Below are 21,989 nucleotides of genomic sequence, written 5' to 3'. Positions count from 1 at the left end.
AGGCCTCAGTATCCCGGGCGCACGGTGGCCCGCTCGGCGGGTTGTTCGGTGTGCCTGCGAGCCTGCCCTCGAGCACGCACCTGCTCCAGCACGATCAGGCCAACCCCGATCAATAGGAAGACCGCCGCGATGATCGCGGCTACGGCCGAGAGCTGGGCGAGCCCCCAGCCCGCCAGTACCGCGGCGGCTATCGCGACCGCGGCCGAGACCAGCAGCAACCCGTAGCCCGGCCAGCTCCTGGTGTCGGCCATCGTCGCCCCGGGCGCGGGCGCGGGGTCGCGCGCGATATCCGGAGCGTCATCGATCGGAGGGATCTCCCATGGCCCGTCGTCCGCTGTCACCGGTAGTTCCTCCCGCCGCGATACCGGCCGTTTCTTCCGGTATCTGATGTGGGAGGGATGCCCGCATCATCTCCACCGAAACGCGGGCGCGGACACACCCCGGCTTCAGTTGTAGGTCTTGGTGACTCCGTCGAGCAGGTGTTCCAGGGTGTCGTAGGTCGGGGTGGCGACGACGTCGAGCAGGTCCGCGGCCACCGGAGCGTTGCGTTCGGCGGCGACCTTCGCGAACTGGGCGCCGTCGTTGGTGCGGAAACCGTGCTCGGCGGCCAGCCGCTGCAACTCCGGATCGGTGGACAACAGGCGGCCGAGCCGGTCACCCGTCGCGCCGAACGGCACCAGCGTGTGCCGGGACAGCACTGTCGGGGAGGGGTACAGCAGCGTCATCTCGGGTCTGATCTGGCCGCGCACCAGCGCCTCGACGTACTGCGCCTCGTAGATCCACACCATCGGCGTCGGGCCCATACCCGTGGCGAGGTAGTTGTTGAACGGGCCCTCGGTGGTGTTCTCGGTGTAGCCCTGGCCCACGAACAGCCGCGACACCGCGGGCAGGACAGCCTGTTCGGCGGTGTGCCCTTGCACGATCGTGTTGTTGTTCGCGGCATAACTCGCCGCGGCCAGATACATGGCGGCGGAGTTCGAGCTACGCGGGTCGGTGGTGGAGATCAGGATGTTCTTGCGCACCGGGTAGGCGGTGTTGTCGGGCAGTTCGTCCCAGCGGGTGCCGTTGCGGACCAGTTCGAGGTAGCGGCGCAGGTCCAGTGTGGGCACCGGGCCGGGGCGCACCGCGCCCGTCCGGGCGAGCAGATCGGTGATCGGCGCGAACGTCGCGACGGCCATCGGCGAAGAGAACGGCGTGTATTTGGCGGTGACGTTGCGCTGCCGCTGGATGCGCTCGGCCGCCTGCTCGCTGGACGGGAAGGCGAAGTCGAATTTCGTGAGATCGATGGACGTGGCGATCTGCCGCGACCCGGCGGGCTCGACCTCGACGCGCACGCCGCCCCGCGCCAGCGCGTCGATCACCTTCGGATCCTGGAAGAACGGCATCTTCTCCGACCCGACCACGCCGTGGACAACCGTGAGCGGCGCGGCGGGAGCCGGAGCGGCAGCGGGCGCCTCGGGAGCGGGCTGCCGCACGGCGAGAACGAGGGCGATCACCGTCAGGATGACGACGGCGCCCACCGCATAGGGTGCGAAACGCTTCTTCGACGACCACAAGTCACGCCACTTCGACAGAATTCCCGCACGGGCCGCGGATGGCTGCTGCGCGTTGTCCAGCGGGACCGTAGCGGGTTGGACCTCCGCTTCCGGAGATTTCTCCAGTTCCCGTCGTACCACCCGCTCGACCAGAATCGGGACGAATTGGCGCACCGGGTGGCCCGCGAACTTCTGCCGCGCCGCACCGACGGTGCTCTCGATATGCTCGGGAGAATAAGTCTCGGTGTAGTTTTCGACCAGCCGCTCCGTCATCTGACGGATCGCCTGTTCCTCGCGGACGGTATCGACAACCACCACATTCTCCTCGGCGTCGGGGGGGTAACGCGGCAGCGTCTCCGGCCTGCACCGCGCCGGCCAACACTAGCCCCATCACGCGACCGCCGACATTCGCGCAGACTTCCCGCCGGTGAACGATTTCGGCTGCGCCGGTGCACATCCCACGGTGCCGCGCCGGTCCGTCTGCCCAGCTCACAGGCTCGCGAACGACCCGAGCGCGACGCACGCGGGAGCACCGCGACACCGCGGGCTGTGCCGAACCCGCCATGGAGAATTCAATGGGCAATCCCCGACCCGCCACCACATGTTGTATTCCCGTTTCCCGCCGCCGCTGCGGACCGGACGGGATCATCGACGGCGCACGTCGTGATCTGTTCCACACCCCCGCCTCCCTCTTTCGGCGGCAGAAAGTTACTTACGGGTAGCGCGGATCAATGAGTTGACGATATCGTCAGCGTATTTGCTGTCGAAAGGAGCGCTATGTCTCGCGTCGCTGTGGTCACCGGTGCGTCGTCCGGAATCGGGAAGGCCACGGCCGCCGCACTGGCCGGGCGGGGATATCGAGTGATCGGAACCAGCCGTAACCCCGGCACCATCGGCTCCGACGCCGCTGTGCCCGGCGTCGAGTACCGGGCGCTCGACCTCACCGACCCGGCGTCGATCGATGCCTTCGCCGCCGGTCTGGATCAGGTCGACGTGCTGGTGAACAACGCGGGCGAAAGCCAGGCGGGCCCGCTGGCCGAACTGCCCACCGACGCCGTCGAACGACTGTTCCAATTGAATGTGCTCGGACCGGTCGCCCTGACCAAAGCGGTGCTCCCCGGCATGCGGGAACGCCGGTACGGGCGCGTCGTCATGGTCGGGTCGATGCTCGCCAGCTTCCCGATGCCCTACCGCTCGTCCTATGTCGCCACCAAGGCGGCACTGCGCGGCTTCGCGGTGGCCGCCCGCTTCGAGGAATCACCCTTCGACGTCTGGATCACCGCCGTCGAGCCCGGCCAGATCGACACCGGTCTGCGCGAACGGCGCACCAAATATTTGACCGAAAACTCCCCGCACACAGCCGATTTCACGACTTTCATGGCGAAACTCGACGAAAAGCAAGGGAAGGGCATCACCCCGGAAAAAGTCGCCACCACGATCGTCAAGGCGATCGAAGCCGACCGCCCCCAACCTCTCTACGCCATAGGAAGCAACGCCCCCGTCCTCTTCACGCTCCGCCGCCTCCTGCCCCGCACGATCATGGAACGCATCATCGCCCGCGCCCACGGACTGTCCCGCTGACATACGGGTTGCCCCTACCGGGTAGATGCGCCGATCGACTCTTCCGTTACGAACGGCCCCTGTGTATCCCACCCGAGTTCGTCGAGTCGACGAAAAAATCTGCCGTTGGACCGGGCGGCCGGATAAGCCAGCAACCGGACCAGATCCCCGGCTGCGGACTCGGGATCATCGGGGGCCAGTGGCGTACCCATCTCGGTGCGAATCCATCCCGGGCAGTAGGAGAAGGCGGACAGGTCCCCCGGGCTGGAGGCGAAGTGGCGAGCCACGGTCAGCGCCATGGAATTGATCGCCAGCTTGGAAGATCGGTATGCGAACGACGCGCCATCGGCGTCTTGGAGTCTGCCCATGCCGGACGAGACGCAGACGATGCGGCCGGACGACCGTGCGATCATGCACGGTGCGTATCGGAGAACCATTTGAGTGGGACCGAAAAGGTTGACCTCGAACGTTTTCCGTAGATCGTCGATCCGTAGGTCGAACAGATCGCCATATCCTCTGCGGGGATCGTCGAGATAGACGCCTGCGTTGTTGATGAACACGTCGACGTCCTCGGATGCGAACAAGTCGGTCGTGAGGGGCTCTCGTAGGTCGATGACCCGGTAGTCGTCGACAGCGTCGTTCTGTGGCGAACGCGCCATGCCCGCGCCCAACACGCGATACCCGGCCGCCGCGAGCGCCTGACAGATGTGCCATCCGAGCCCGCGCGAAACGCCGGTCACCAAGGCGTTCGGCCGAGTCGTCGAAGCCGGCAACGGCTGCCTCATCGCGCCACCTCGCTCGGGTGCGCCGACGAGGAGTGGTGGGAGCCCAGCCGGTACGCATCCGCTTGCAGGCGATGCAACCTGCTGTAGCGGCCGCCGGACACGAGGAGTTCCGCGTGGCTGCCTTTTTCGACGATTCGTCCGCCCTCCAGCACCAATACCAAATCGGCGTCGACGACGGTCGACAGCCGGTGCGACACCAGGAGCGTAATGGCACCATTGCGTGCCGCCAGCCGCCGCGCCCGCCGCAGGTACTGCTGAAAGATCGCGTGCTCGCTGGGTGCGTCGAGCGAGGCGGTGGGCTCGTCGAGCAGGAACAGCAGCGGATCACACCGCATCCCGGAACGCGCGAGCGCGGTCTTCTGCCATTGGCCCTCGGAGAGTTCGACGCCGCCGTAGATCGGAGACAGCCGAGTCGCCGTTCCTCCGGGCAGGCTTTGGACCAGGCCTTCGGCGTCGGCTGTGGCAACGGCCTCGGCAACCGCTCTCTCGTCGGTCAGCTGGGCGAGGTCGCCCAGACCGACGGCTTCCCCGAACGTCATCTGGGGATACCGGCCGAAGTCCTGGTAGGCGGCGCTGATGCGGCGACGCCAGTCTTCGGTCTTCAGGTCGCGCAGATCGACACCGTCGACGGTGATAGCGCCCGACTGGGGTTCGTAGAACTTACCGAGCAGTTTGACCAGGGTCGACTTGCCGGAGCCGAAGGAGCCGACCAGGGCGACCACGCTGCCCGCGGGCAGCAGCACGCTGATGTCCTCGACCACGGGCTTGTCGGTGCCGGAGTATGTGAAGCCGACGTGCTCGAATTCGATTCCGGTCCGTAACCGTTCCGGGGGCGGCCGGTGGCCGCGGCGTGCCTTCCGCTCGGCCGCGAGATACGACCTCAACCAGAGATACGGCTCCAAGAAGCTTCCCGCGTTCATCGTTGTCGCCAGCTGCCCGACAGCCGCTTGCACCGTCTGCTGCAGGCTGACTGCCAGTGTCACCACGAGCACGACATCACCGGCCGTCGCGGCGTCGGGTCCGGCCATCCGTGTCACCACGACGAGCGATGCGCTGAACCCCGTGACGAACACGGTCCAGCCCACGGCACGCAGCAGCGCTCCCCGTACCCGAGCCGCATACCGGCCGCCGGTGGCTTCTCGCATCGCCGCGGATTGCAGCCGCGCGATTACCGGCCCTGCCTGCGCCGTCCGAATCTCCTTGCCTGCGTCGGCGTCGGTGGCGAGCTCGAACAAGTGCTGTTGCAGCCGGAACGCTTCGCCGGTGTCGGTCTCTGCGCGGCTTTCCAGTGCGCGGCCCTTGCTGTCACACCACAATGGAACCACCGCGAGGGCGAGCAACAGCAGAAGCCAGGGAGTGACCGTCCCGAGCAGCAGCAGGGTGAGGACGAGCTGGAGAATCGTGAAGCACGCGCGTACCGCGGTCCACATGCCGCCGACGATGCGGCGCGGAGCCCCACGCAGGACTGTGATCCGGTCCAGGTAGTCACTCCGTTCCAGATGCTCGATCGTTTCCAGATAGGCGATATCGCGCATCAGCCGGTCTTCGATGACGACGCCGACCTTCTCCACGACCAGGAAAAGCCCGACGAGTCCGTGCATTCGGTTGAGTACGAGGACGAGCGCGCACGCTGTCGCCGCGGCCACCGCCGCCATAACGGCCACTGCGGTGTGATGCGCGACCAAGGCATCCACGGTGGAGCGTAGCGCGAGCGCGAGGCCCACATTGCCGACGACCGAACCGATTTCGATGAGGAAGACGGTCGCGGTCAGTCCAGGCGCATGGCGCCAGGAGATGCCGAGTATCTCGCCCCATAGGCGAAGATAGCGGGTCACGATGTCGCTCCGGCGTCGATGTGGTCGTCGAATCCCTGGGCGAACCGTCTCGCTTGGGTGGTGAAGAGCCTGGCGTATTCGCCGCCCGACGCCATCAACTCGGCGTGCGTACCGTCCTCCTCGATCCGTCCATCGGCGAGCAGAACGATCCGGTCCGCCAAGCGCACGGTGGACAATCGGTGGGAGATCAACACGATTCCGGCATGCCGCTTGTGGCCGGCCAGTCGCTCGAATACCTCGAACTCCGACTCGACGTCGAGATGCGCTGTGGGCTCGTCCAGCACCAGCAGGCGAGCACCGCCCCGCAGTGCGTAGAGGGCCCGGGTCAACACCACCTGCTGCCATTGGCCGCCGGACAGGTCGACACCATCGGTGCGAGACCGGGACAGCGGAGTATCCCAACCATGCGGCAGTCCGGCCACGATTCGGCCCAAGCCGGTGTCTTGCGCGGCCTGCTCGGCGCGCTTCCGGTCCACCGGCACCGCCGCGTACCCGAGCGCGACGTTGTCCGATACCGACAAGTGATAGCGGACGAAATCCTGGAACACGATGGAAATCCGGCGATACCAGTCCCGTTGGTCGATTCGCGCCAGATCGATACCGTCCACCGTGATCCGCCCGCCGGTCGGGCGATACAGGCCCGCCAGCAGTTTGATCAGAGTGGACTTCCCCGCGCCGTTGAGACCTACGATCGCGAGCAACTCCCCGGGCCGGATCTCGAGGTCCAACCGGTCCAGCACGCCAGGTGACGAAGCGGAATAGGCGAAAGAGACTCCCTCGAACCGCACCGAAGGCGCCGCCGATGTCGCGCACTGCTCGAACGAATATCCGCCGGTTGGTACCTCTGTTCCGGTCAGCTCGGCACCCAATTCCGCGTATGCCCGGCAACCCGGGACGGCGCCTTCGATTTCCAGTGCGTCGGCGAAGCCGAGCAAATTGAGAATCGACCACCCGGCGCCCAGCACCGCCGCAGCGGCCGCCACACTTCCGCCCGACCCGCCGGCCTGCCACACGACCAGCGCGAACGCCAGCATCAACGGCAATCCGGTGATGGCGGCGATCTTCCACTGCTCCGCCACACTGCGGAGACCGGCGCTCCATTTCGGCGCCAGCACGACCATCAGTTCTTGCTTCCAGCGATCGACCGCCCAGTCCTGCAGTCCGAACGTGCGGCTCTCCTTGCCGTCGGTCCACTCCATGGCCAACCGGCGCCAATGGTCCGCCGCTATCCCGGCGCGAACACCGGCCCGCTCGATTTCGATGTGCTCCATGAACTGGCGTCGCCAGATAGAGCGGCTGATCAGCACCGGAACGATCACCAAAGGAGCGAGCCACCAAGCGAAGCCGGTAAGGACTACGGCGGAGCCCAGCACGCCGCCCCACCGGGCGAGGAGGTCGAGTTGAGCGGTAGCACCCTGCCCCGGCGTGCGTTCAGCCCAGAATTCCGGGTCCGCGCGCGCGATCCGCAACAGCTCACGTACCCGCGGCCGCTCCAACATGCCCAGTTCCGCACTTGTCGCCGCGAGTTCCGTCAAGTCCGCGCGTCGCGCGGCATCGATCCGCTGCGTCACGAGATACGCCGTAGGCGCCGACATCGTCTGCGCCAGCCGGCCGAGGAGGACTACCCCGCCGAACACGACCAGAGCCGGCGTCGTCGACGCACCGGCGAGCAGACGACCGATCAGATGCTCCAATGCGACGGCGGTCAGCGCCGGGACGGAGCTGACCGCCAGTTGTACGGTGGCGAGGGCCCCGGTAGCCACCGGCCCGGCGTGGCGCAGTTCGGCGAGCAGCATGACCCGATCCCGGAGGAATGCGGGCGCATTCGACGGTCGGCCTACTGTGGCCGAGCGGGTGTTTGTCATGGTTTGTCCACGCTATCGGCTCGGATCGATGGTCGATGTCATTCATGCCACCCGCGAGCACTGGAGCGCTTGTCCCAGAACTGGGACGTCGACGAAGTCACCGTGCGGCCGAAAGATTGTCACCGTCGATGAATATCGATGGAGATGAGACTGGAGCCATGTTCGATCTGCACACGCATCACGAACGGTGTGGTCACGCCGAAGGCACGTTGCGGCAGATGATCGAGGCCGCGATCGAAGCCGGCCTCGATACCATCGGGCTGTCGGACCATTCGCCATTCTTCGGCGAGGCGGTCGACCATTTCAAACCCTGGGTGGCGATGGCCAAGTCGGAGTTTCCGAGATATATCGCCGAGGCGATTGCGCTGCGCGACGAGTACCGTGACCGCATCACAGTGCTCGTCGGCGTGGAGTCCGACTTCTTCGACGAGCACTGCGAGTTGTACCGCCAGGTGTATCGACGCTATCCGCTGGACTACATCATCGGCTCGGTGCATGTGCTGGGCGAGCGAGACATCTTCGACCCGGCACGCTGGATCGGAGCGGACCTGCTCGAGGAGAAGGAGAAATACTGCGCCGCCGTCGGCCGTTCCGCACGTAGCGGGTTGTTCGATATCCTCGGGCACATCGATGCCATCAAAGGGAACCGCCCGGAGATCGCAGCGATCCGGACTCCGGCCGTGGATCGGATGCTACGTGATATCGCCGAGTCCGATGTCGTGATAGAAGTCAACACTTCCGGCAAGACGAAGCCGGTAGGCGGGTGGTATCCGGCGCCGGACATACTCGAACGCGCTGCCTACTACGGCGTGAAGGTGACGTTCGGATCGGATGCGCACCGGCCTGACCGCATCGGTGAAGAATTCGAAGCGGTCCGCAACCACCTGCACGATTTGGGTTATCGAGAGTGGTACGTCTTCCGCGATCGCGTGCGCCAACGGCGGGCACTGTAGGAAATCGCGCTCTGCCGCACGGGGAATGAAATGACGATCTCGAGCCGACCACACCCCGGGATGTATCGCAGATGGTTACGAACGATTCGATCTCTACTCGCGGAGACGGCGGCTCGATGAGCCGTGCCGTACAACCAGTGGAGCGAAGTGCCACACCGCCGAGCCGATGGGTGGCGATCGCGGTGACCATAGCGGTATCGGCGGCTATCGCGGTCGTGGAGTTCGCGGTCCATCGCGGCTCTGAACTATGGGCGGTGGATCTGGCGGTCTACCGTGCCGCAGGCGCGGCTCTCTCGGATGGGCACAGTGTCTACGCGTCACCGTCTGGGAAGCTGCCTTTCATCTATCCGCCCTTCGCGGCTCTGCTGTTCGCGCCCCTCTCGCTCCCGTCCTTACCTGTTGCCATGATCGTGTGGAATACGATCGAGGCGGCCTGCCTCATCACGGTGATCCGATTGTGCCTGCAGCACTGCGGCATGCAGGGGCACCGCCGCCGACTCGGCTGGGCTGCGGGGTCAACGGTGCTCGCCCTGCCGCTCACGCCCGTGGACGTCGACCTGATGGCCGGACAGGTCAACACCATGCTCGTGCTCATCGTGCTGTGGGATCTTCTTCGCTCCGGCGCACGCGGCCAGGGCATCGGAATCGGCATCGCGGCAGGGCTGAAGTTGACTCCGCTGATCTTCGTCGTCTATCTCGCGTGCACCGGCCGAATCCGCCAGGCGCTGTGGGCCATTGGCGCATTCGGAGCAACCATCGTGGCGAGCTTCGCCGTGCTGCCTTCCGACGCGTCCACATATTGGTTCTCCAAAGTGTTTCGAATCAATCCGGTGAGCAGGCCGCAGAACTCGTACAACCAATCGCTGCGGTCGGTGCTGGCTCGCCTGCTCGGCACCGCTCGAGTCACCGAGGTGTGGCTCGTCGCCGGGTCGGTTGTCGGTGTGCTCGGCCTCGGTGCGGCGGTGCTGCTCTATCGGCGTGGTGCGCCGCTGGCCGGCGCATGTCTATGCGCCTTCACCGGCTTGCTGATCTCACCGATTTCGTGGGAACACCATTGGATCTGGATCGTGCCCATGCTCATGGTGGTCGGTACGGTGGCCTGGAAAGCACGCTCGGTCGTCGCGTGGACGGTGGTCCTCGTGTCGGTCGTCGTGTTCACCGCGAGACTGTTCTGGTGGGGGGTTCCCCATCAGGCGGCGGGGGAATTGCACATGAGTGTGGTCCAGCAATTGTTCGCAGCAAGCTTCGTGATCGCCGGCGGCGTGATGATGGGGTGGACGGTGTGGAGTGCTCACCGCTCTCGAACCTCATTCCCCTGATCCCGTGGCCCGGCCGACCTTGCTCACGGCCATCCGAGCCCGTTACGGCTCAGTCGGCGGATTCCGAGACGAAGCTCTTATGACCAGCGAGATAGCCCAGTTCGATGGCGCGGCGGGTCAACGCGGCTTTGTTGTGGGCGCCGAGCTTGGACCTGACGCGCTTGATGTATGTGTTGACCGTCTCTTCGGTCAGTCCCATCCGGCGGCCGACCTGTCGGTGGGTCAATCCGCGAGCGACCCATTGCAACGCTTCGATCTCGCGCTTACCCAGGCCCCTTCTCCCATTCCCGTGACCGATGTCGATGCTGGGTGAAGCTTTGGTCGCCGCACGCAGTAGGGCGGCCGTGAGGTGTACGGGATCCGCTCGCCAGGCGATCACTGCAGTGGCGCCGCGGGGAGTCTGCGCAGCATCCGGCACGACCACCACAATGGGGCACCTGTCGCCGAGTACCGGCACGAGATCGGGCCCGCACACCACCACATCGGGATGCCAGGCCGCCACATCGAACTGATCCGCGGTGTCGACCGAGGCGACGACGCCTAAGCGTTCGTCGGTGGCCAGCACGTATTCGATGCCGAGGCGGATCAACGGATGCGGCAGCGCGATCGCGACCGTGATCAAAGCCGAAATCTTCGAATCGGGCCGCTGCGGCCATGATCGCCCGAACGCGTCACCGACTGGTCTCCGCTCCTCGCAAACCGGTGATGACTTCCCAGAGACCGCCCGGCGTCGCGAAGGTGGTCACGGAGAGCAGATGGTCTGGGATGGTCACCAGGAAAGCTTCTTCGAGGTCGAGCAGGAGACTGACGGTGGCCACCGAGTCGAGGCCCTGATCGGCAAGGTTCAGATCCGGAGTCACCTCCTGGTCGGGTGACAGCAGAGGTAAGTAGGCGCGCAACGTCTTTTCGAACGGTTCGGTCCACGTTTGCCGGGTCATGTGAACTCCTCTCTTGCTGGGATTGCGGTCGGCGCAATAGTGGTGGTGCTTACGGTCATGAAGGAGAGCCCGCGGCACGCGAGGACGAAGGATTCGTCATGCTCGTGGGCGATTCGGCGATGGGTCCCGCGCCGTCCAGCAGCGTCAGCGCGCCGATCGCGGTGAGGAGGCGGTCGTTGGCGTAGTTCAGGCTCGCCGACCGCAGATCTCGGAAACACCGCTCCAGCGGCACCGGTGCGTTGCGCTGGTAGCCGGTCATCGCTCCGCCCAGCTGGACCAAGCGGTCCACCGCCGAGAAGGTCAGCTCGGAGCAGGCCACTTTCAGGGTGTCCAGCTTGAGCTGGAAGCCGTACTCTTCCATGTGCCGTCCGCTGCACCTGCGGTGCAGCACTTCACCGCGGATCTGCAGCAGATAGGCGCCACACAATTCGAGATCGATCCGGGTCCTTGCGAGCCGGTGCCGGACGAGATCGCTTGCGGCATCGATGCCTGCCGGCCGATCGGTGGATCTGATGAGCGATGTCACCCCGTTCAACGCCGCCCGCGCCGCACCGAGCCAGCATGCCGACCAGGCCAGATAACCGGCCGGGATCATGCTGTCCACGGCCACCTTGCGAAATTCTCCAGACGGGCCGATCACCTGATCGGCGGAGGCGGTGCCGGACAACACCATGCCGACACTTCGCGTGCCGCGCATACCCATCGCGTTCCAGTCGCGCACGGTCTTCGCGTCGACCTGGCTGCGGTCCAGGTAGACCAGGCTTACCCGGTTGGGCGGATCGTCAGCGCTCGCACGCATGGTGACCAAAAATCCGTCAGCGATTTCACCGCCCGTCACCACGGGGGCCTCCCTGCGGATGACCAGCTGCTGGTCCGTATCGACGATGGCGGATCGCGCGGTCAACAGGTGGGCGCCTTTGCCGGGCTCGGTGGTCACCGAAGCGAGGTAGTAGCCTTCCGTGGCGATACGCGGAAGCAGGGCGGCGCGCAACCGTCCGTTCGCATGTCGCACGACAGCGTCGACCTGCTGGCAGTGCATAGCCCAGATCATGGCGGTGGACAGACAACCACCGGCCAGCACGGCCGCCACGTCGACCATGTCGCCCAGGTCTGCGCCCATGCCGCCGTACTCGGTCGGGACGAGCAGACCGAACAGACCGGCCGCACGGAGCGCCTGGACGCTCTCGTGCGGGAATTCGGCCTCGACGTCGGCTTTCGCCGCATGTCGCGCCAAGACCGGCACGAGCTCGGTAGCGAGCACAGCGGGCTTGGTCATGGTGCCTCCACAGGTTGTGTGACGGGCAAGTCGTCATACGCCAAGCGCAGCCGGCTCGCGGTCCGCACCTCGCCGTCCATCAGGGTGACCTCCGCCGGTGCCGGCCGGCCGAGAAACGCCACGAGACTGGCGCTCAGCCCGTATGCGCCGACATTCGGCACCACCAGTGGGTCCCCCGGTACGGAAGTCGATACCTGGACGTCACGACCCAGCACGTCGGCGGGAGTACACAGCGGCCCGACCAGCGTCACCGTCTTCGTAGTACGGCCGAGGTCGTCCGGCGTGGCGGAGGGTCGCGCCAACCTGCCCAGTCCGGCCATGCCGCCGAGGTGATTGATCCCGGCGTCCAGAACGACGAAGGTACGGTCACCGCTGATTTTGACGTCTTGGATGGTGGTGACCAACCGACCGCAGTCGCCGACCAGATAGCGTCCGGATTCGAAGGCTATCTCCACGTCGCTGTGGCGCCAGCCGGGTAGGCCTTCGTCCAGCATGCCTTCCAAAGCTCCCCGCAGTCGGGAATAGACCGGGCGGCGGCCCGGCCGCGCGTAGGGCGCCGCGAATCCGCCGCCCAGATCGATGATGCGCAGAGGCAGACCGGCTCGTTCGCGCAACCGCGTGGCGAGCGCGATGCTGGCCCGGAACGCCGCGATCAGGCTTTCCTCGCTGCTTGCGTTGCTGAGGGGAAACAGATGCACGCCGGCCAACCGAACGCCGGGTACCCCGGTGAACCGAGCCGGATCGGCGATGACCTGCGCCTCGGCCACCCCGAACTGAGACTCGGCTCCGGTCATCCGGAGTCCTGTGGCCCCGGCGGAGTCACCGTTGACACGCAACAGCACCGTCGCCTCCGTACCGTGCGCCCGCGCGGCTCGCCCGATTCGCTCGAGTTCACCGGCGGATTCGGCAGAGAACCTTCGCACCCCGATGCCGAGGGCATCACCGATCTCCGCATCGGTCTTGCCGGGACCGGTGTAGAGACAGTCCTCGCTGCGGAAGCCTGCTCGCATGGCGGCGGCCAGCTCTCCCGATGAGCTCGTTTCCGCCCGGCAGCCGAGGCTCCGCAGTTCCGCGGCGATCGCCACATGCGGATTCGCCTTGAGCGAGTAGTAGACCACCGAACGGGCGGGCAGCGCCGCGCGCAGATCTGCGAGAGCTCGGCCGACCGCGTCCAGTTGATAGACGTAGAGCGGGCTCCCGTACCGGCGGATCAAAGTCGCGAGGTCAGGCACGAATAACTCCTGCCTGCGCACCCTCGGCCAGTTCGGCCAGCGCTGTCCGGTCGGTTTTGCCCGTGGCTCCGAGCGGAATCTCCGCTATCACCACGCAGCGGGCCGGAACTTTGAGCGGTTCCAGACGATCTCGTAAACCGCGCAGGACTTCGGTCGGCGTCGAAGCGGTCACGGCGAACAGCACCGCGTCATCGTCACCGCGCGGTGGCAGCACAGCGGCGTCCAGCACACCCGGCACCGCCAGTGCCGCGGCCTCGACCTCGGCGACGCTTGTGCGCACGCCTCGCGATTTGAACAACTGGTCGCGCCGGCCGCGGAAGTACAAGTGGCCATCCTCGTCGAGGTGACCGTAGTCACCGGTGTAGAGCACTCGCTCGCCGGTGACGACATCGCGGCGATACGTCCGCGCGGTGAGCTCGTCGTCCCGCCAATAGCCGTTCATGAGATGCGGTCCGATAACCGTGATCTGGCCTTCAGCACCGGGCGCCACCGGTCTGCCGTCCGGATCGACGATCCGGACGGTAGTTCCTGGCAACGGCAATCCCACCGAGCCGGGCCGGATCAGATCGCCGTCCGGATCGCCGATCGTGATCCGTTTACATTCAGTGGTTCCGTACATCAGCTGAACGGCGGCGGACGGGAATGTCTCGCGCAGCGCGTCGATCTGCCCTTTCGTCAGCTCTTGACCGGTATTGGTGAACAACCGGATAGTGGGCGCCGTGCGGCGCGCCGCCAACCGCACCAGCATCGTCGCCAGCGACGGCACCACCGGCACGACGGTCACTCCGAACCGGCGGATGGTCGCGAGCAGACCCGCGTCCGCGCCGGGGCCGGACAGCACCAGCGTCGCGCCGCGGAACGCCGTCAGAAAGGCCTGGTAGAGACCGTAGTCGAAAGACAGCGGAAGCCGGCACAGCACGACATCGTCTCGGCGGTAGTTCACCCGAGCGGCGATCGCCGCGGTCGCGAACAGTACCGAGCTGTGTGCACACACAACGGCTTTCGGGGCAGCGGTGCTGCCGGAGGTGTAGAGCAGAAGCGCCGTAGCTTCCGGATCGGAGGCCTCCACCGGCGCCGGCGCACCGGTTGCGACGGACTGTGCGGCCGACCGCAGGCTGTCCAACTCGAGTGCCGGTTCCGCGTCGGCACGGATCTGCTCCCACTGGGCCGGGCGCAGATCTGGATTGAGCGGTACGGCTATCGCACCGATGCGCGAACAGGCGTAGATCGCGGCGAGCACCCAGCGCTCGGCAGTGGCACGGATCAGGACCCGATCACCGACCCCGATACCGGCCGCGGCGATTTCTCTCGCACATTCCGTTACGCGGTCGTTCAACTCCGCGTACGTCCACGAACCATCGATATCGGCTACCGCCACCGTCTCAGGACTTCGCACGGCAGCCTTCGCGACGAGTTCGTGAACCAGAAGTCGCCTTGATTCGCCGGACATATTCCCCCTGCCTCCCCGGTAATGGTTACAACGTACCCAGTACCGTGCAGCCCGTCAATGAATTCGCTCGAACGACGGTATTCGATCACGTCCGCGTCGAAGCTCTGCCGAGTAACGAAACCGACGGCACGATGTCCGAATTAGAGCAGTGTTAGGGGGCGATTGGACTTCGTTTAGTAATCAGTTTTCTCGCGCACCCCCGCATTCTCGTACCCCTATTCTGGGTCGCAGCGATCCGGAGCACGACCGGAATACGGATCGCGCGCACTGTTCTACAGCCGACCGCCCTGAGCAGCGGATATGCCACTGCGGGCGTAGAGCGATTGCCCATTCGGCTGCAGGCACCCAGGGAAATGAGGATCAAGTGACCGCTGCACACCTCAGCGCAGTTCGTATTCTGCCCGACACTTCGGCGAGCGCCGAAGACCTGCCGTACGAGCTCGTCGAGCGTAAAGGGGTCGGTCATCCGGATACGATGTGCGATGCCATCGCCGAACGAGCCTCGCGTCGCTATTCCGAATACTGCTCGAAGAAATTCGGCCGAGTCGCACACCACTGGTTCGACAAGGTGATGCTCTTCGGCGGCGAGGCCGACATCGATTACGGCCGCGGAGTGCAGACCAAGCCGTACACCGTGCTGTTCGCCGGCAAGGGCGCCTATGCCTTCGGCGACGAGCCGATCCCGCTGCGCGAGTTGCTTTTCGCGGCCACGGCCGAGGTCCTGTCGGAGGTGACCACGGGCTTCGATCCGGAGCAGCACCTGCGGGTGCAGTGCGAAATCGTCGACCATCAAGGCGCAGGCCGGGGCGGCTCCCGGTATCGGCCACAAGTCCTCGACGACCTGGTCGAGATCGGGGATCCGCGGTTGGTCTCCAACGATTGCAATCTGTTGCACGGTTACGCACCGTTGAGCCGCCTCGAACAGTTGGTGCTCAGCGTCGAGCAGTACATCAACGGCGCCGAGTTCAAGCTGGCGAATCCGGACACCGGCTGGGACGTCAAGGTGTTCGGCAGCCGGTTCGGCGAAGAGTTCAAGCTGATCGTCAACATGCCGTTCCTGGCGGCTCGGATCACATCGCTGGAACACTACTTCGCCCGCAAACAGCAATGCGAGCAGCAGATCGGCATATTCAGCGAACAACTGCTCGAAAAGCGACCGGAACTCTTGCTCAATCCGACCGATCGCAACGGCAAGCCATACCTGACCGCGCTCGGGTCCGTCGCGGACACCGGTGATGTGGGGGTGGTAGGGCGGGGCAACCGGATCAACGGACTGATCACACCGATGCGGTCGATGAGCATCGAGGCACCTGCAGGCAAGAACCCTTTGGACCACACCGGGAAGTTGTACGGCGTGCTTGCCCGCGACCTCGCGGCCGAGATCCACCAGGCGACCGGGTATTCCGTCGAGACGCACGTGTTCACCTCCAAGGAGGCTCCACTGGGTGCTCCCGACGAGGTCATCGTCCGCGTGCTCGGGTGGGAACCGGACGCCGAGGAGGAGGCGCGCCTGCGTGCGATTGTCGACCACGCTTTGGCCGATGTGTCCGGGATCACCGCACGACTGATCAACACCGGCATCGTGATGTGGTGACGTTCGGATGGACTCGAGCAGTTCGACGCGGCAGTACACGGTTCGTTCACCTTTCGCGCACACCGGTTTGACCTGTGCACCGGAGGTGGCCGAACAGGTGCATCACCTCGCGGCGCCCTACCTGACGCTGGACCAGGGCGCCGCGGAGCCGGGGGCTTGGAGAGTGGTCGCGAATCCACCGCCGCGGCTGGACGCGACCGTGGCGGAAACGGTCACAGCACAAGGTGAAGTGGCTGTGGAGTACGCGGTCGACCATGCGGACCGAGTCCTTTTCCACGTCGCACCGCGTAGTGACGCCTGGATCACGCAGTCCGTTCTCCGAGCCACACGAGCCGTGCACCGGTGCGCGGCCGGCCGGCAAGGCGTGCTGTTCCTCCATGCCGGACTGGTGGAGTTGAACGGCATCGGTGTGGCGTTGGTCGGAGGAAGCCGAGCGGGCAAGACCTCGTTCATCATGGCCAGCGTGCTCAACGGATCCGGCGTCATGGTCTGCAACGACGATGTGAGCATCGCCGCGCACGCGGACCGGCCCGGCGTCATCGGCACCGGATGGCCGCGGTCGATCTCGGTGCGCTTGGACACGCTGGAACTCCTGTTCGGCCGCGACCGAGCGGAGGAAATCCGATCCTCGCTGTCGCACCCCGCCAACGAGACTCTGCCGACTCTGCGCGACTCCGGAGTCGAACCACACGGCACGGCTCTGCTGTATCCGTGGGAATACGCGGACATTCTGCACACGAAGATCGGGCAGTCGACGAAGGTCGACGCGCTGGTCTACCTGAGCTTGGCCGACGACCCGGCGGAGGTGGATCTGGCCGCGGTACCGCAGGCAGCGAGCACAGAACTGCTGAGCGAACGGATTCTGCGGCTACCGAACAAGCATCTCAACATCTTCGGCCACGAACCCTCCCCCGGCAGTGTCGAGCGCACACGGCGTGCTCTGACCGCGTTGCCTTCGTTCCGCTTTCGATATGACTTCCGTGATGTACACCAGCAGGTCGACCGGTTGGCGGACTACCTGTCGGGAAGGATCTAGCGTTGCCATGGCCAGTGCCAGGCGGGTACCGACAGGGGCACAGGCAATTCGACAGGATGGAGGGCGTATGCGCGCGCGTCGACTGCTCATTACCGGGGCAAGTGGGTCAGGTACAACAACTCTGGGCCGGGCACTGGCCTCCCTGCGGTCGGTACCGCACGCGGACGTCGACGACTACTTCTGGATTCCGACCTCGCCGCCGTACACACACAAGCGCCCGGCCGAGGAGCGCCTGGCCCTGATGAACCAGGTGTTCCTGCCGCGCGACTCCTGGATTCTGTCCGGATCCGTGGTGGGTTGGGGTGACAGCCTCGTCGATTTGCTCGACGGCATCGTATTTCTCACCGTCGAACCGCGAACACGCATGGACCGCTTGCTGAGCCGTGAAGTCCGCAGGTACGGAAACACGATCGAACCGGGCGGAAGCAATGAGGCAGCTCACCACGATTTCATGGACTGGGCGCGCGGCTACGATGACGATCAATTCTCAGGGCGCCGCCGAGCCGAACACGAACGGTGGATGGCCGAACTTCGATGCCCCGTCCTGCGACTCGACAGCGCCGCGCCGGTCCTCGAACTGATCGACGCTGTGGAGAAATGGCTCAACAGCGAACGTCTCCCGGATGGTCGCGGCTCGTGACCATTCCGCCAGGGGCCGAGATCAGGCGCGTCATGGTCGCCGTTGCTCGTGGCAAGGCCGTGGTTCTCGAAGGCAGAGGCGTCAACTCGTCCTACTTGGTTGCCGACGGCCACCGGCAGGTCGGGGTGAAAGTCCATTGCCCGAGCCGGTCCTCCGCCGTCGAACTGCGGCGGATCCAGCACGTCGATAGGGCACTACAGGGCGCAGCCTGGTATCCGCCGCTGATCGACCTGGGGTTCTATGAACTGGATACTGAACATCCCGTCCTGGTCGCGATCCGGCCGTTCTCGGTAGGAGCTCCGTCGGAGGACCCGAGGCATCTCCTCGGCGAGGTCACCGAGATTCTCGGTGACCTCGCCGCGCGCGGTGCGGGCATCGAAGTCGCGAACGACCTCATCGGGGACTACGCGTCCCCCTGGCTGTCCGATCGACGGATGGAGCGCGGCATGGCGAGCGGTTTCCTGGCCGCGCAATGGCCGGATCTCGCGGAGGCGGTAGACGTCCACATCAGCGACCTCCGAACCAGCGCGCAGCGCTTGACCAGGCCAGAGAGCCTCGCCGTCTATCACGGCGATCTCCACGGCCGAAACCTCATCTTCGGTGGATCGCGGCAACGCACCGTGATCGATTGGGACGAGGCCGGATTCTCCCGCCGCCCGGCCGATGCCGGCAAGACGCTGTGGCTGTCCTGCCGAGAAGGACGCGGCGACTTCGTGCTGCGCCCAGCGGCGGTGCAGCACTATCTCGAACGCATGCACACAGTGCTGCATCTCCCTTACGCGAACGCCTGCGACCTCGCGAAGCTGGGCGCGATGTGGTTTCTACCGAAGTCCGACCATCTCACTCTTCTCGAGCAGCGCGATTCGGCGCTGGCCTCGTGGTATCTCCAATGGATTTCCGGCTTCTGGTCGCGGTACCGGCGCAACCTGAACGTGGTGTCCCGCGTGGCGGCAGTGCTCGAGCAGGGTGCGCGCTCAGATCTCCGGCCGACGAGCGTCACCGAGGCCCGGCGCGCCACTCGAACCAGGCACCGGGTACCGAGATGAAATCCGACCTCGAGAGCACATCGGTCGAAGGACTGCGGCACGCCGGGTAGATCCCGCACGCTCGTGGCCGTGCTCCGCGGCCGCAGGGTTACGGAAGAGACATTTCCAGAACCATCAAGCCCCAGAGCAGGCGAGAGTGGTCCGTACCGGCGCGGTGCTCCTCGATCACTTTCCGCACCGCGACTCCGTCCAGGAAACCGGACGAACACAGCCGCGGCCGCGACAAGACGTCGACAACGAAGTCCCACAACGTCGCCGACCGCATGAACGCGCTGACTGGAAAGGTGAACGGCTGTTTGCGACGAGCCTGAACCACCGGTGGAATCAATCCGGCTCCGGCATCCCAGAGGATTTGCTTGCGACGCGAGCCGGCGACTTTCCACGCGTCGTCGGTGTGCCGGGCGAATGCGCTGATGCGTGGCTGGCAGTAAGGAACTCGGCCTTCCACCGCGTGCGCCATGGAGAGGTGATCGAGCTTGCGCAAATTGAGACTCGGCAGTTTGTGGAGCCGATCGAAGGTGAGGATCTGTTCCAGTCGTGAGGTGGCCGGGCAGGACAGCAACTGCTCGGCACGCTGGCGGCTGGTCTGTCTCGAGTCGATCAGTTCGCGGTAGCCGGGAGTGTAGAGCTGCCGGTATTCGGCCTCAGGGATCAGCGAAAGCCGATCCAGATAGCGCGAGGGCCAAGCGGCGTCGCTCATCGCGAGCGCGGTGCTGTACCTGCGGTAACCACCGAACTGCTCGTCGGCTCCGTCACCTACGAAGCAGACCCGGAATCCGCTCTGCGAGATCGCGCGGAACAGAACGAAAGCGCTCAACGCGTGTGGCGTCGCGTTCGGCATGCCGAGGGTCGTCACCAGGTCCGGGAGGAGTTCCGGAAGTTCCGCTTGTGCGACTTCGACGACCTGAAGCGGAATACCGGCGTGTGCGGCGACCGCCCGCGCGTAGAACAGTTCGTCGGACGGATGGTTGCCCTCGTGGGTCACATGGAAAGCGGTGACGTCATCGCGGCGCTGGGCGAGCAACATGGCGAGGATGCTCGAGTCCAGACCACCGGAGAGCTGAATGGCTATCGGACTGTCCTGGACGGACATCGACGCCACCTCCTCGGACAACAGTTCCCGCAGCCGGCCCGGTGTGTGCTCTTCTTCCGCCGGGTCCGGGCACTCCAGATACCGGTCGACGACGGTCTGGCCGTCACAAACCAACCGCTCACCCGGGAGCAGGGACGACACGCCGCGATACAGCGACGTCCTGCCCGGCAGGCACTGCCAGTTCAAATATTCGTCGACAGCGAACGCATCGATGTCGAGCGGCACCTTCACCAGGGCCGCCAGACCGCGGATTTCGGAGGCGAACGCCACACCGTTGTGGGTGACGGCGTAGTACACACTCTTGACAGCCAGCGGATCACACCACAGCTTCAGCCTGCGGCCTGAGCGCAAGTCGACCAATGCGATGGTGAACATGCCCTCGAGCCGACTTACGAAACTGTCGCCGTGCAGTTCGTAGTACGGCAGCAGGACCGAGCCGTCGGAGTCGCCGGAAACGTGAACACCGTGCCGTGCCAGCTCGTCCCTGATGGCTCGGAAGTTGTAGATCTCCCCGTTGAAAACCAGATGGACGGAGCCGTCGACATTGGTGAAGGGCTGAAATCCACTACGCGGGTCTTGGATCGAGAGACGATTGCAGCCAAGGGCCCACCCGTCGCCCGTGACATGGTGCTGGTGATCCGGCCCGCCCGACAGCTGCGCGTCTCGGGCCGCATCCAGGAGAGACGAGTCGAACTCCCGGCCGAAGTATCCGAATATCCTGCACATCAGACGGACTTGTTGTTCTCGCCCGCGGGCGTGGCCTGCCCCGCCGCCCATTGGTGCAGCGGCAGTGCATGCTTCGCCTCATCGCGCTTCTCCATGGCCGCCAGTAATTCACGTAGCGAGGGAAGACCGTCCTCTGCCTCGCGCGCCCGGAAGCAGTACTCGTTGGAGATCTCGGCGTTCCAGCTCATGGTCTGGTGCAACTCGCTCTTCAACAGTTCGAGGAAGTGCTCGCGATCGACGAACGCGTCGACATCGTCGCGTACACGGCGGATCTCGGCGAATGCCGCATCGATCAGGTCGAGCCAGGCGAGGATCGCTTCGGGCGCTTCCTCCGGCCCTGCCACCCCGTAGGAGTTCAGCTGCCGGAATCTCGTGGACAGCTCGGACAGCGAGGCGGGAAGCCGGTACAGAAAACGCGCGAGGTACTTCGGGTTCCGGTTCGTATTGCCGTAGACGTGTGTCAGGCCGCGAAACGTGTCCACGCCGAGCTTGCGAGCCGCCACCAATGCGGATTCGTAGTCGTCCTGCACCCACATTCCGATGAGATCGCGGAAGTCCGGGTAGCTGCCGACCGCTGTGCGGAATGCGGTGTACGCGATCTCACCGGGTACCAGGTCGCTGGTTATCCGCTGGAAGTCGGAGCTGTTCGTAAGGGCGACGCCATAGGTCAACCGGGACATCAGCCGGAAGTCCACAACCGATGGCGCAAAACCCGACGACTTCCGGGCGCGGCCCGCCATGTGCCGATACAGACTTCGGTGCGCGGCGATCATCTGCGAGATGGCCTCTGCCGTCCAGTATTCGACGTCGACTCCGAGCAGGCTATCCGGCAGGTAGTCGAAGCTCGCCTTGACCCGGTCACCACTCGTGTAGTACCTCATGTGGCTTTCCCGGGGAAATGTGTCGCGGTGGAACCGTTCGTCCTCCGACCGAGCGATTACGCAGAAATCGAAGTCCGAGGACGGGGTGCCGGAGCCGTCGACCAGAGAGCCGGACAACATCAGGATGTCACCCTCGACCAGGTGTATCTTCGCCAGCACGGATTCCTCGTCGAAGTCGTCCATGCCTTTGATATCGGCGAGGTGCCGATGAAGGGAAAGCATCGC

The 21,989-nt window shown here is 65.2% G+C and carries 19 protein-coding genes; 7 read left to right on the top strand and 12 right to left on the bottom strand.

The features are described 5' to 3' along the window. Positions 1–5: 5 nt before the first annotated feature. Both ACFU5M_RS05185 and ACFU5M_RS05180 read right to left on the bottom strand, forming a co-directional pair. Complete coding sequence (locus tag ACFU5M_RS05185; protein WP_379043968.1) at positions 6–341, bottom strand: hypothetical protein; 336 nt, start codon at positions 339–341, stop codon at positions 6–8. Between the two features lie 105 nt (positions 342–446). Beyond that, positions 447–1,850: a three-helix bundle dimerization domain-containing protein gene (locus ACFU5M_RS05180; protein WP_379043965.1), complete on the bottom strand. Its 1,404-nt coding sequence runs from the start codon at positions 1,848–1,850 to the stop codon at positions 447–449. 462 nt (positions 1,851–2,312) lie between these two features. Here ACFU5M_RS05180 and ACFU5M_RS05175 point away from each other — a divergent pair, with 462 nt between their 5' ends. After that, the gene (locus ACFU5M_RS05175) at positions 2,313–3,116 is read left to right on the top strand and encodes an SDR family oxidoreductase (protein ID WP_379043962.1); all 804 of its coding nucleotides are present in this window, start codon (positions 2,313–2,315) and stop codon (positions 3,114–3,116) included. Positions 3,117–3,130: 14 nt separating this feature from the next. Here the strand turns inward: ACFU5M_RS05175 and ACFU5M_RS05170 are convergent, their stop codons facing one another. The 3 genes from ACFU5M_RS05170 to ACFU5M_RS05160 are packed head-to-tail and all read right to left on the bottom strand — an operon-like array spanning position 3,131 to position 7,511. Beyond that, positions 3,131–3,880 (bottom strand): SDR family NAD(P)-dependent oxidoreductase, encoded by a 750-nt coding sequence (locus ACFU5M_RS05170; RefSeq protein ID WP_379043959.1) that lies wholly within the window; start codon positions 3,878–3,880, stop codon positions 3,131–3,133. Continuing rightward, positions 3,877–5,715, bottom strand: coding sequence for an ATP-binding cassette domain-containing protein (locus ACFU5M_RS05165; RefSeq protein ID WP_379043956.1), 1,839 nt, complete (start codon positions 5,713–5,715; stop codon positions 3,877–3,879). The genes ACFU5M_RS05170 and ACFU5M_RS05165 overlap by 4 nt, the downstream gene beginning before the upstream one ends. Then, positions 5,712–7,511, bottom strand: a complete 1,800-nt coding sequence (locus ACFU5M_RS05160; protein ID WP_379043953.1) for an ABC transporter ATP-binding protein — start codon at positions 7,509–7,511, stop codon at positions 5,712–5,714. The genes ACFU5M_RS05165 and ACFU5M_RS05160 overlap by 4 nt, the downstream gene beginning before the upstream one ends. Before the next feature lie 17 nt (positions 7,512–7,528). Here ACFU5M_RS05160 and ACFU5M_RS05155 point away from each other — a divergent pair, with 17 nt between their 5' ends. Further along, positions 7,529–8,533 carry a histidinol-phosphatase gene (locus ACFU5M_RS05155; RefSeq protein ID WP_379043950.1) on the top strand — a complete coding sequence of 335 codons (1,005 nt, stop codon included), beginning with the start codon at positions 7,529–7,531 and terminating at the stop codon, positions 8,531–8,533. Positions 8,534–8,715: 182 nt separating this feature from the next. Next, positions 8,716–9,852, top strand: coding sequence for a glycosyltransferase 87 family protein (locus tag ACFU5M_RS05150; protein WP_379043946.1), 1,137 nt, complete (start codon positions 8,716–8,718; stop codon positions 9,850–9,852). 49 nt (positions 9,853–9,901) lie between these two features. On the opposite strand, the gene ACFU5M_RS05145 is transcribed toward ACFU5M_RS05150, so the two are convergent. From ACFU5M_RS05145 to ACFU5M_RS05125, 5 genes are read right to left on the bottom strand one after another with little or no spacing between them, the layout of a single operon-like run. Then, positions 9,902–10,474 (bottom strand): response regulator transcription factor, encoded by a 573-nt coding sequence (locus ACFU5M_RS05145; protein ID WP_379043943.1) that lies wholly within the window; start codon positions 10,472–10,474, stop codon positions 9,902–9,904. Between the two features lie 49 nt (positions 10,475–10,523). Next, entirely contained in the window at positions 10,524–10,790 is a 267-nt protein-coding gene (locus ACFU5M_RS05140) for a phosphopantetheine-binding protein (protein WP_379043940.1), read from the bottom strand. A 55-nt stretch (positions 10,791–10,845) separates the two neighbouring features. Further along, a complete protein-coding gene (locus tag ACFU5M_RS05135) occupies positions 10,846–12,066 on the bottom strand; it encodes an acyl-CoA dehydrogenase family protein (RefSeq protein ID WP_379043937.1) in 1,221 nt (406 codons plus the stop codon). Next, positions 12,063–13,298, bottom strand: a complete 1,236-nt coding sequence (locus ACFU5M_RS05130; RefSeq protein ID WP_379043934.1) for a type III PLP-dependent enzyme — start codon at positions 13,296–13,298, stop codon at positions 12,063–12,065. The genes ACFU5M_RS05135 and ACFU5M_RS05130 overlap by 4 nt, the downstream gene beginning before the upstream one ends. After that, on the bottom strand, positions 13,291–14,694 hold the full coding sequence (locus ACFU5M_RS05125; protein WP_379043931.1) for a class I adenylate-forming enzyme family protein: 1,404 nt from the start codon (positions 14,692–14,694) through the stop codon (positions 13,291–13,293). Before ACFU5M_RS05125 ends, ACFU5M_RS05130 begins: the two co-directional genes overlap by 8 nt. Before the next feature lie 202 nt (positions 14,695–14,896). Between ACFU5M_RS05125 and ACFU5M_RS05120 the strand changes: the two genes are divergently transcribed. The 4 genes from ACFU5M_RS05120 to ACFU5M_RS05105 are packed head-to-tail and all read left to right on the top strand — an operon-like array spanning position 14,897 to position 19,064. After that, a complete protein-coding gene (locus tag ACFU5M_RS05120) occupies positions 14,897–16,342 on the top strand; it encodes a methionine adenosyltransferase (RefSeq protein WP_379043928.1) in 1,446 nt (481 codons plus the stop codon). 7 nt (positions 16,343–16,349) lie between these two features. Continuing rightward, positions 16,350–17,378: a hypothetical protein gene (locus ACFU5M_RS05115; RefSeq protein ID WP_379043925.1), complete on the top strand. Its 1,029-nt coding sequence runs from the start codon at positions 16,350–16,352 to the stop codon at positions 17,376–17,378. Positions 17,379–17,385: 7 nt separating this feature from the next. Continuing rightward, complete coding sequence (locus ACFU5M_RS05110; RefSeq protein ID WP_379043922.1) at positions 17,386–18,018, top strand: AAA family ATPase; 633 nt, start codon at positions 17,386–17,388, stop codon at positions 18,016–18,018. Continuing rightward, positions 18,015–19,064, top strand: a complete 1,050-nt coding sequence (locus ACFU5M_RS05105) for an aminoglycoside phosphotransferase family protein (protein ID WP_379043919.1) — start codon at positions 18,015–18,017, stop codon at positions 19,062–19,064. The genes ACFU5M_RS05110 and ACFU5M_RS05105 overlap by 4 nt, the downstream gene beginning before the upstream one ends. A gap of 88 nt (positions 19,065–19,152) precedes the next feature. Here ACFU5M_RS05105 and asnB read toward each other — a convergent pair whose 3' ends face one another. Both asnB and ACFU5M_RS05095 read right to left on the bottom strand, forming a co-directional pair. Then, positions 19,153–20,883 (bottom strand): asparagine synthase (glutamine-hydrolyzing), encoded by a 1,731-nt coding sequence (gene asnB / locus ACFU5M_RS05100; RefSeq protein ID WP_379043916.1) that lies wholly within the window; start codon positions 20,881–20,883, stop codon positions 19,153–19,155. Further along, complete coding sequence (locus tag ACFU5M_RS05095) at positions 20,883–21,986, bottom strand: hypothetical protein (RefSeq protein WP_379043913.1); 1,104 nt, start codon at positions 21,984–21,986, stop codon at positions 20,883–20,885. The genes asnB and ACFU5M_RS05095 overlap by 1 nt, the downstream gene beginning before the upstream one ends. Between the last annotated feature and the right edge of the window lie 3 nt (positions 21,987–21,989).

Origin of the sequence: Nocardia sp. NPDC057455, assembly GCF_042802775.1 — a bacterium.
Classification (GTDB): Bacteria; Actinomycetota; Actinomycetes; order Mycobacteriales; family Mycobacteriaceae; genus Nocardia.
This window is presented reverse-complemented; position numbering and strand designations above follow the sequence as displayed.

Excerpts from the sequence above, each read along its gene's own strand:
- ACFU5M_RS05135 (WP_379043937.1), bottom strand. The coding sequence starts at position 12,066 with ATGACCAAGCCCGCTGTGCTCGCTACCGAGCTCGTGCCGGTCTTGGCG.
- ACFU5M_RS05095 (WP_379043913.1), bottom strand. The coding sequence starts at position 21,986 with ATGCTTTCCCTTCATCGGCACCTCGCCGATATCAAAGGCATGGACGAC.
- ACFU5M_RS05170 (WP_379043959.1), bottom strand. The coding sequence starts at position 3,880 with ATGAGGCAGCCGTTGCCGGCTTCGACGACTCGGCCGAACGCCTTGGTG.
- ACFU5M_RS05175 (WP_379043962.1), top strand. The coding sequence starts at position 2,313 with ATGTCTCGCGTCGCTGTGGTCACCGGTGCGTCGTCCGGAATCGGGAAG.
- ACFU5M_RS05140 (WP_379043940.1), bottom strand. The coding sequence starts at position 10,790 with ATGACCCGGCAAACGTGGACCGAACCGTTCGAAAAGACGTTGCGCGCC.
- ACFU5M_RS05115 (WP_379043925.1), top strand. The coding sequence starts at position 16,350 with ATGGACTCGAGCAGTTCGACGCGGCAGTACACGGTTCGTTCACCTTTC.
- ACFU5M_RS05160 (WP_379043953.1), bottom strand. The coding sequence starts at position 7,511 with ATGCTGCTCGCCGAACTGCGCCACGCCGGGCCGGTGGCTACCGGGGCC.
- ACFU5M_RS05155 (WP_379043950.1), top strand. The coding sequence starts at position 7,529 with ATGCGGGCGCATTCGACGGTCGGCCTACTGTGGCCGAGCGGGTGTTTG.
- ACFU5M_RS05110 (WP_379043922.1), top strand. The coding sequence starts at position 17,386 with ATGGCCAGTGCCAGGCGGGTACCGACAGGGGCACAGGCAATTCGACAG.
- asnB (WP_379043916.1), bottom strand. The coding sequence starts at position 20,883 with ATGTGCAGGATATTCGGATACTTCGGCCGGGAGTTCGACTCGTCTCTC.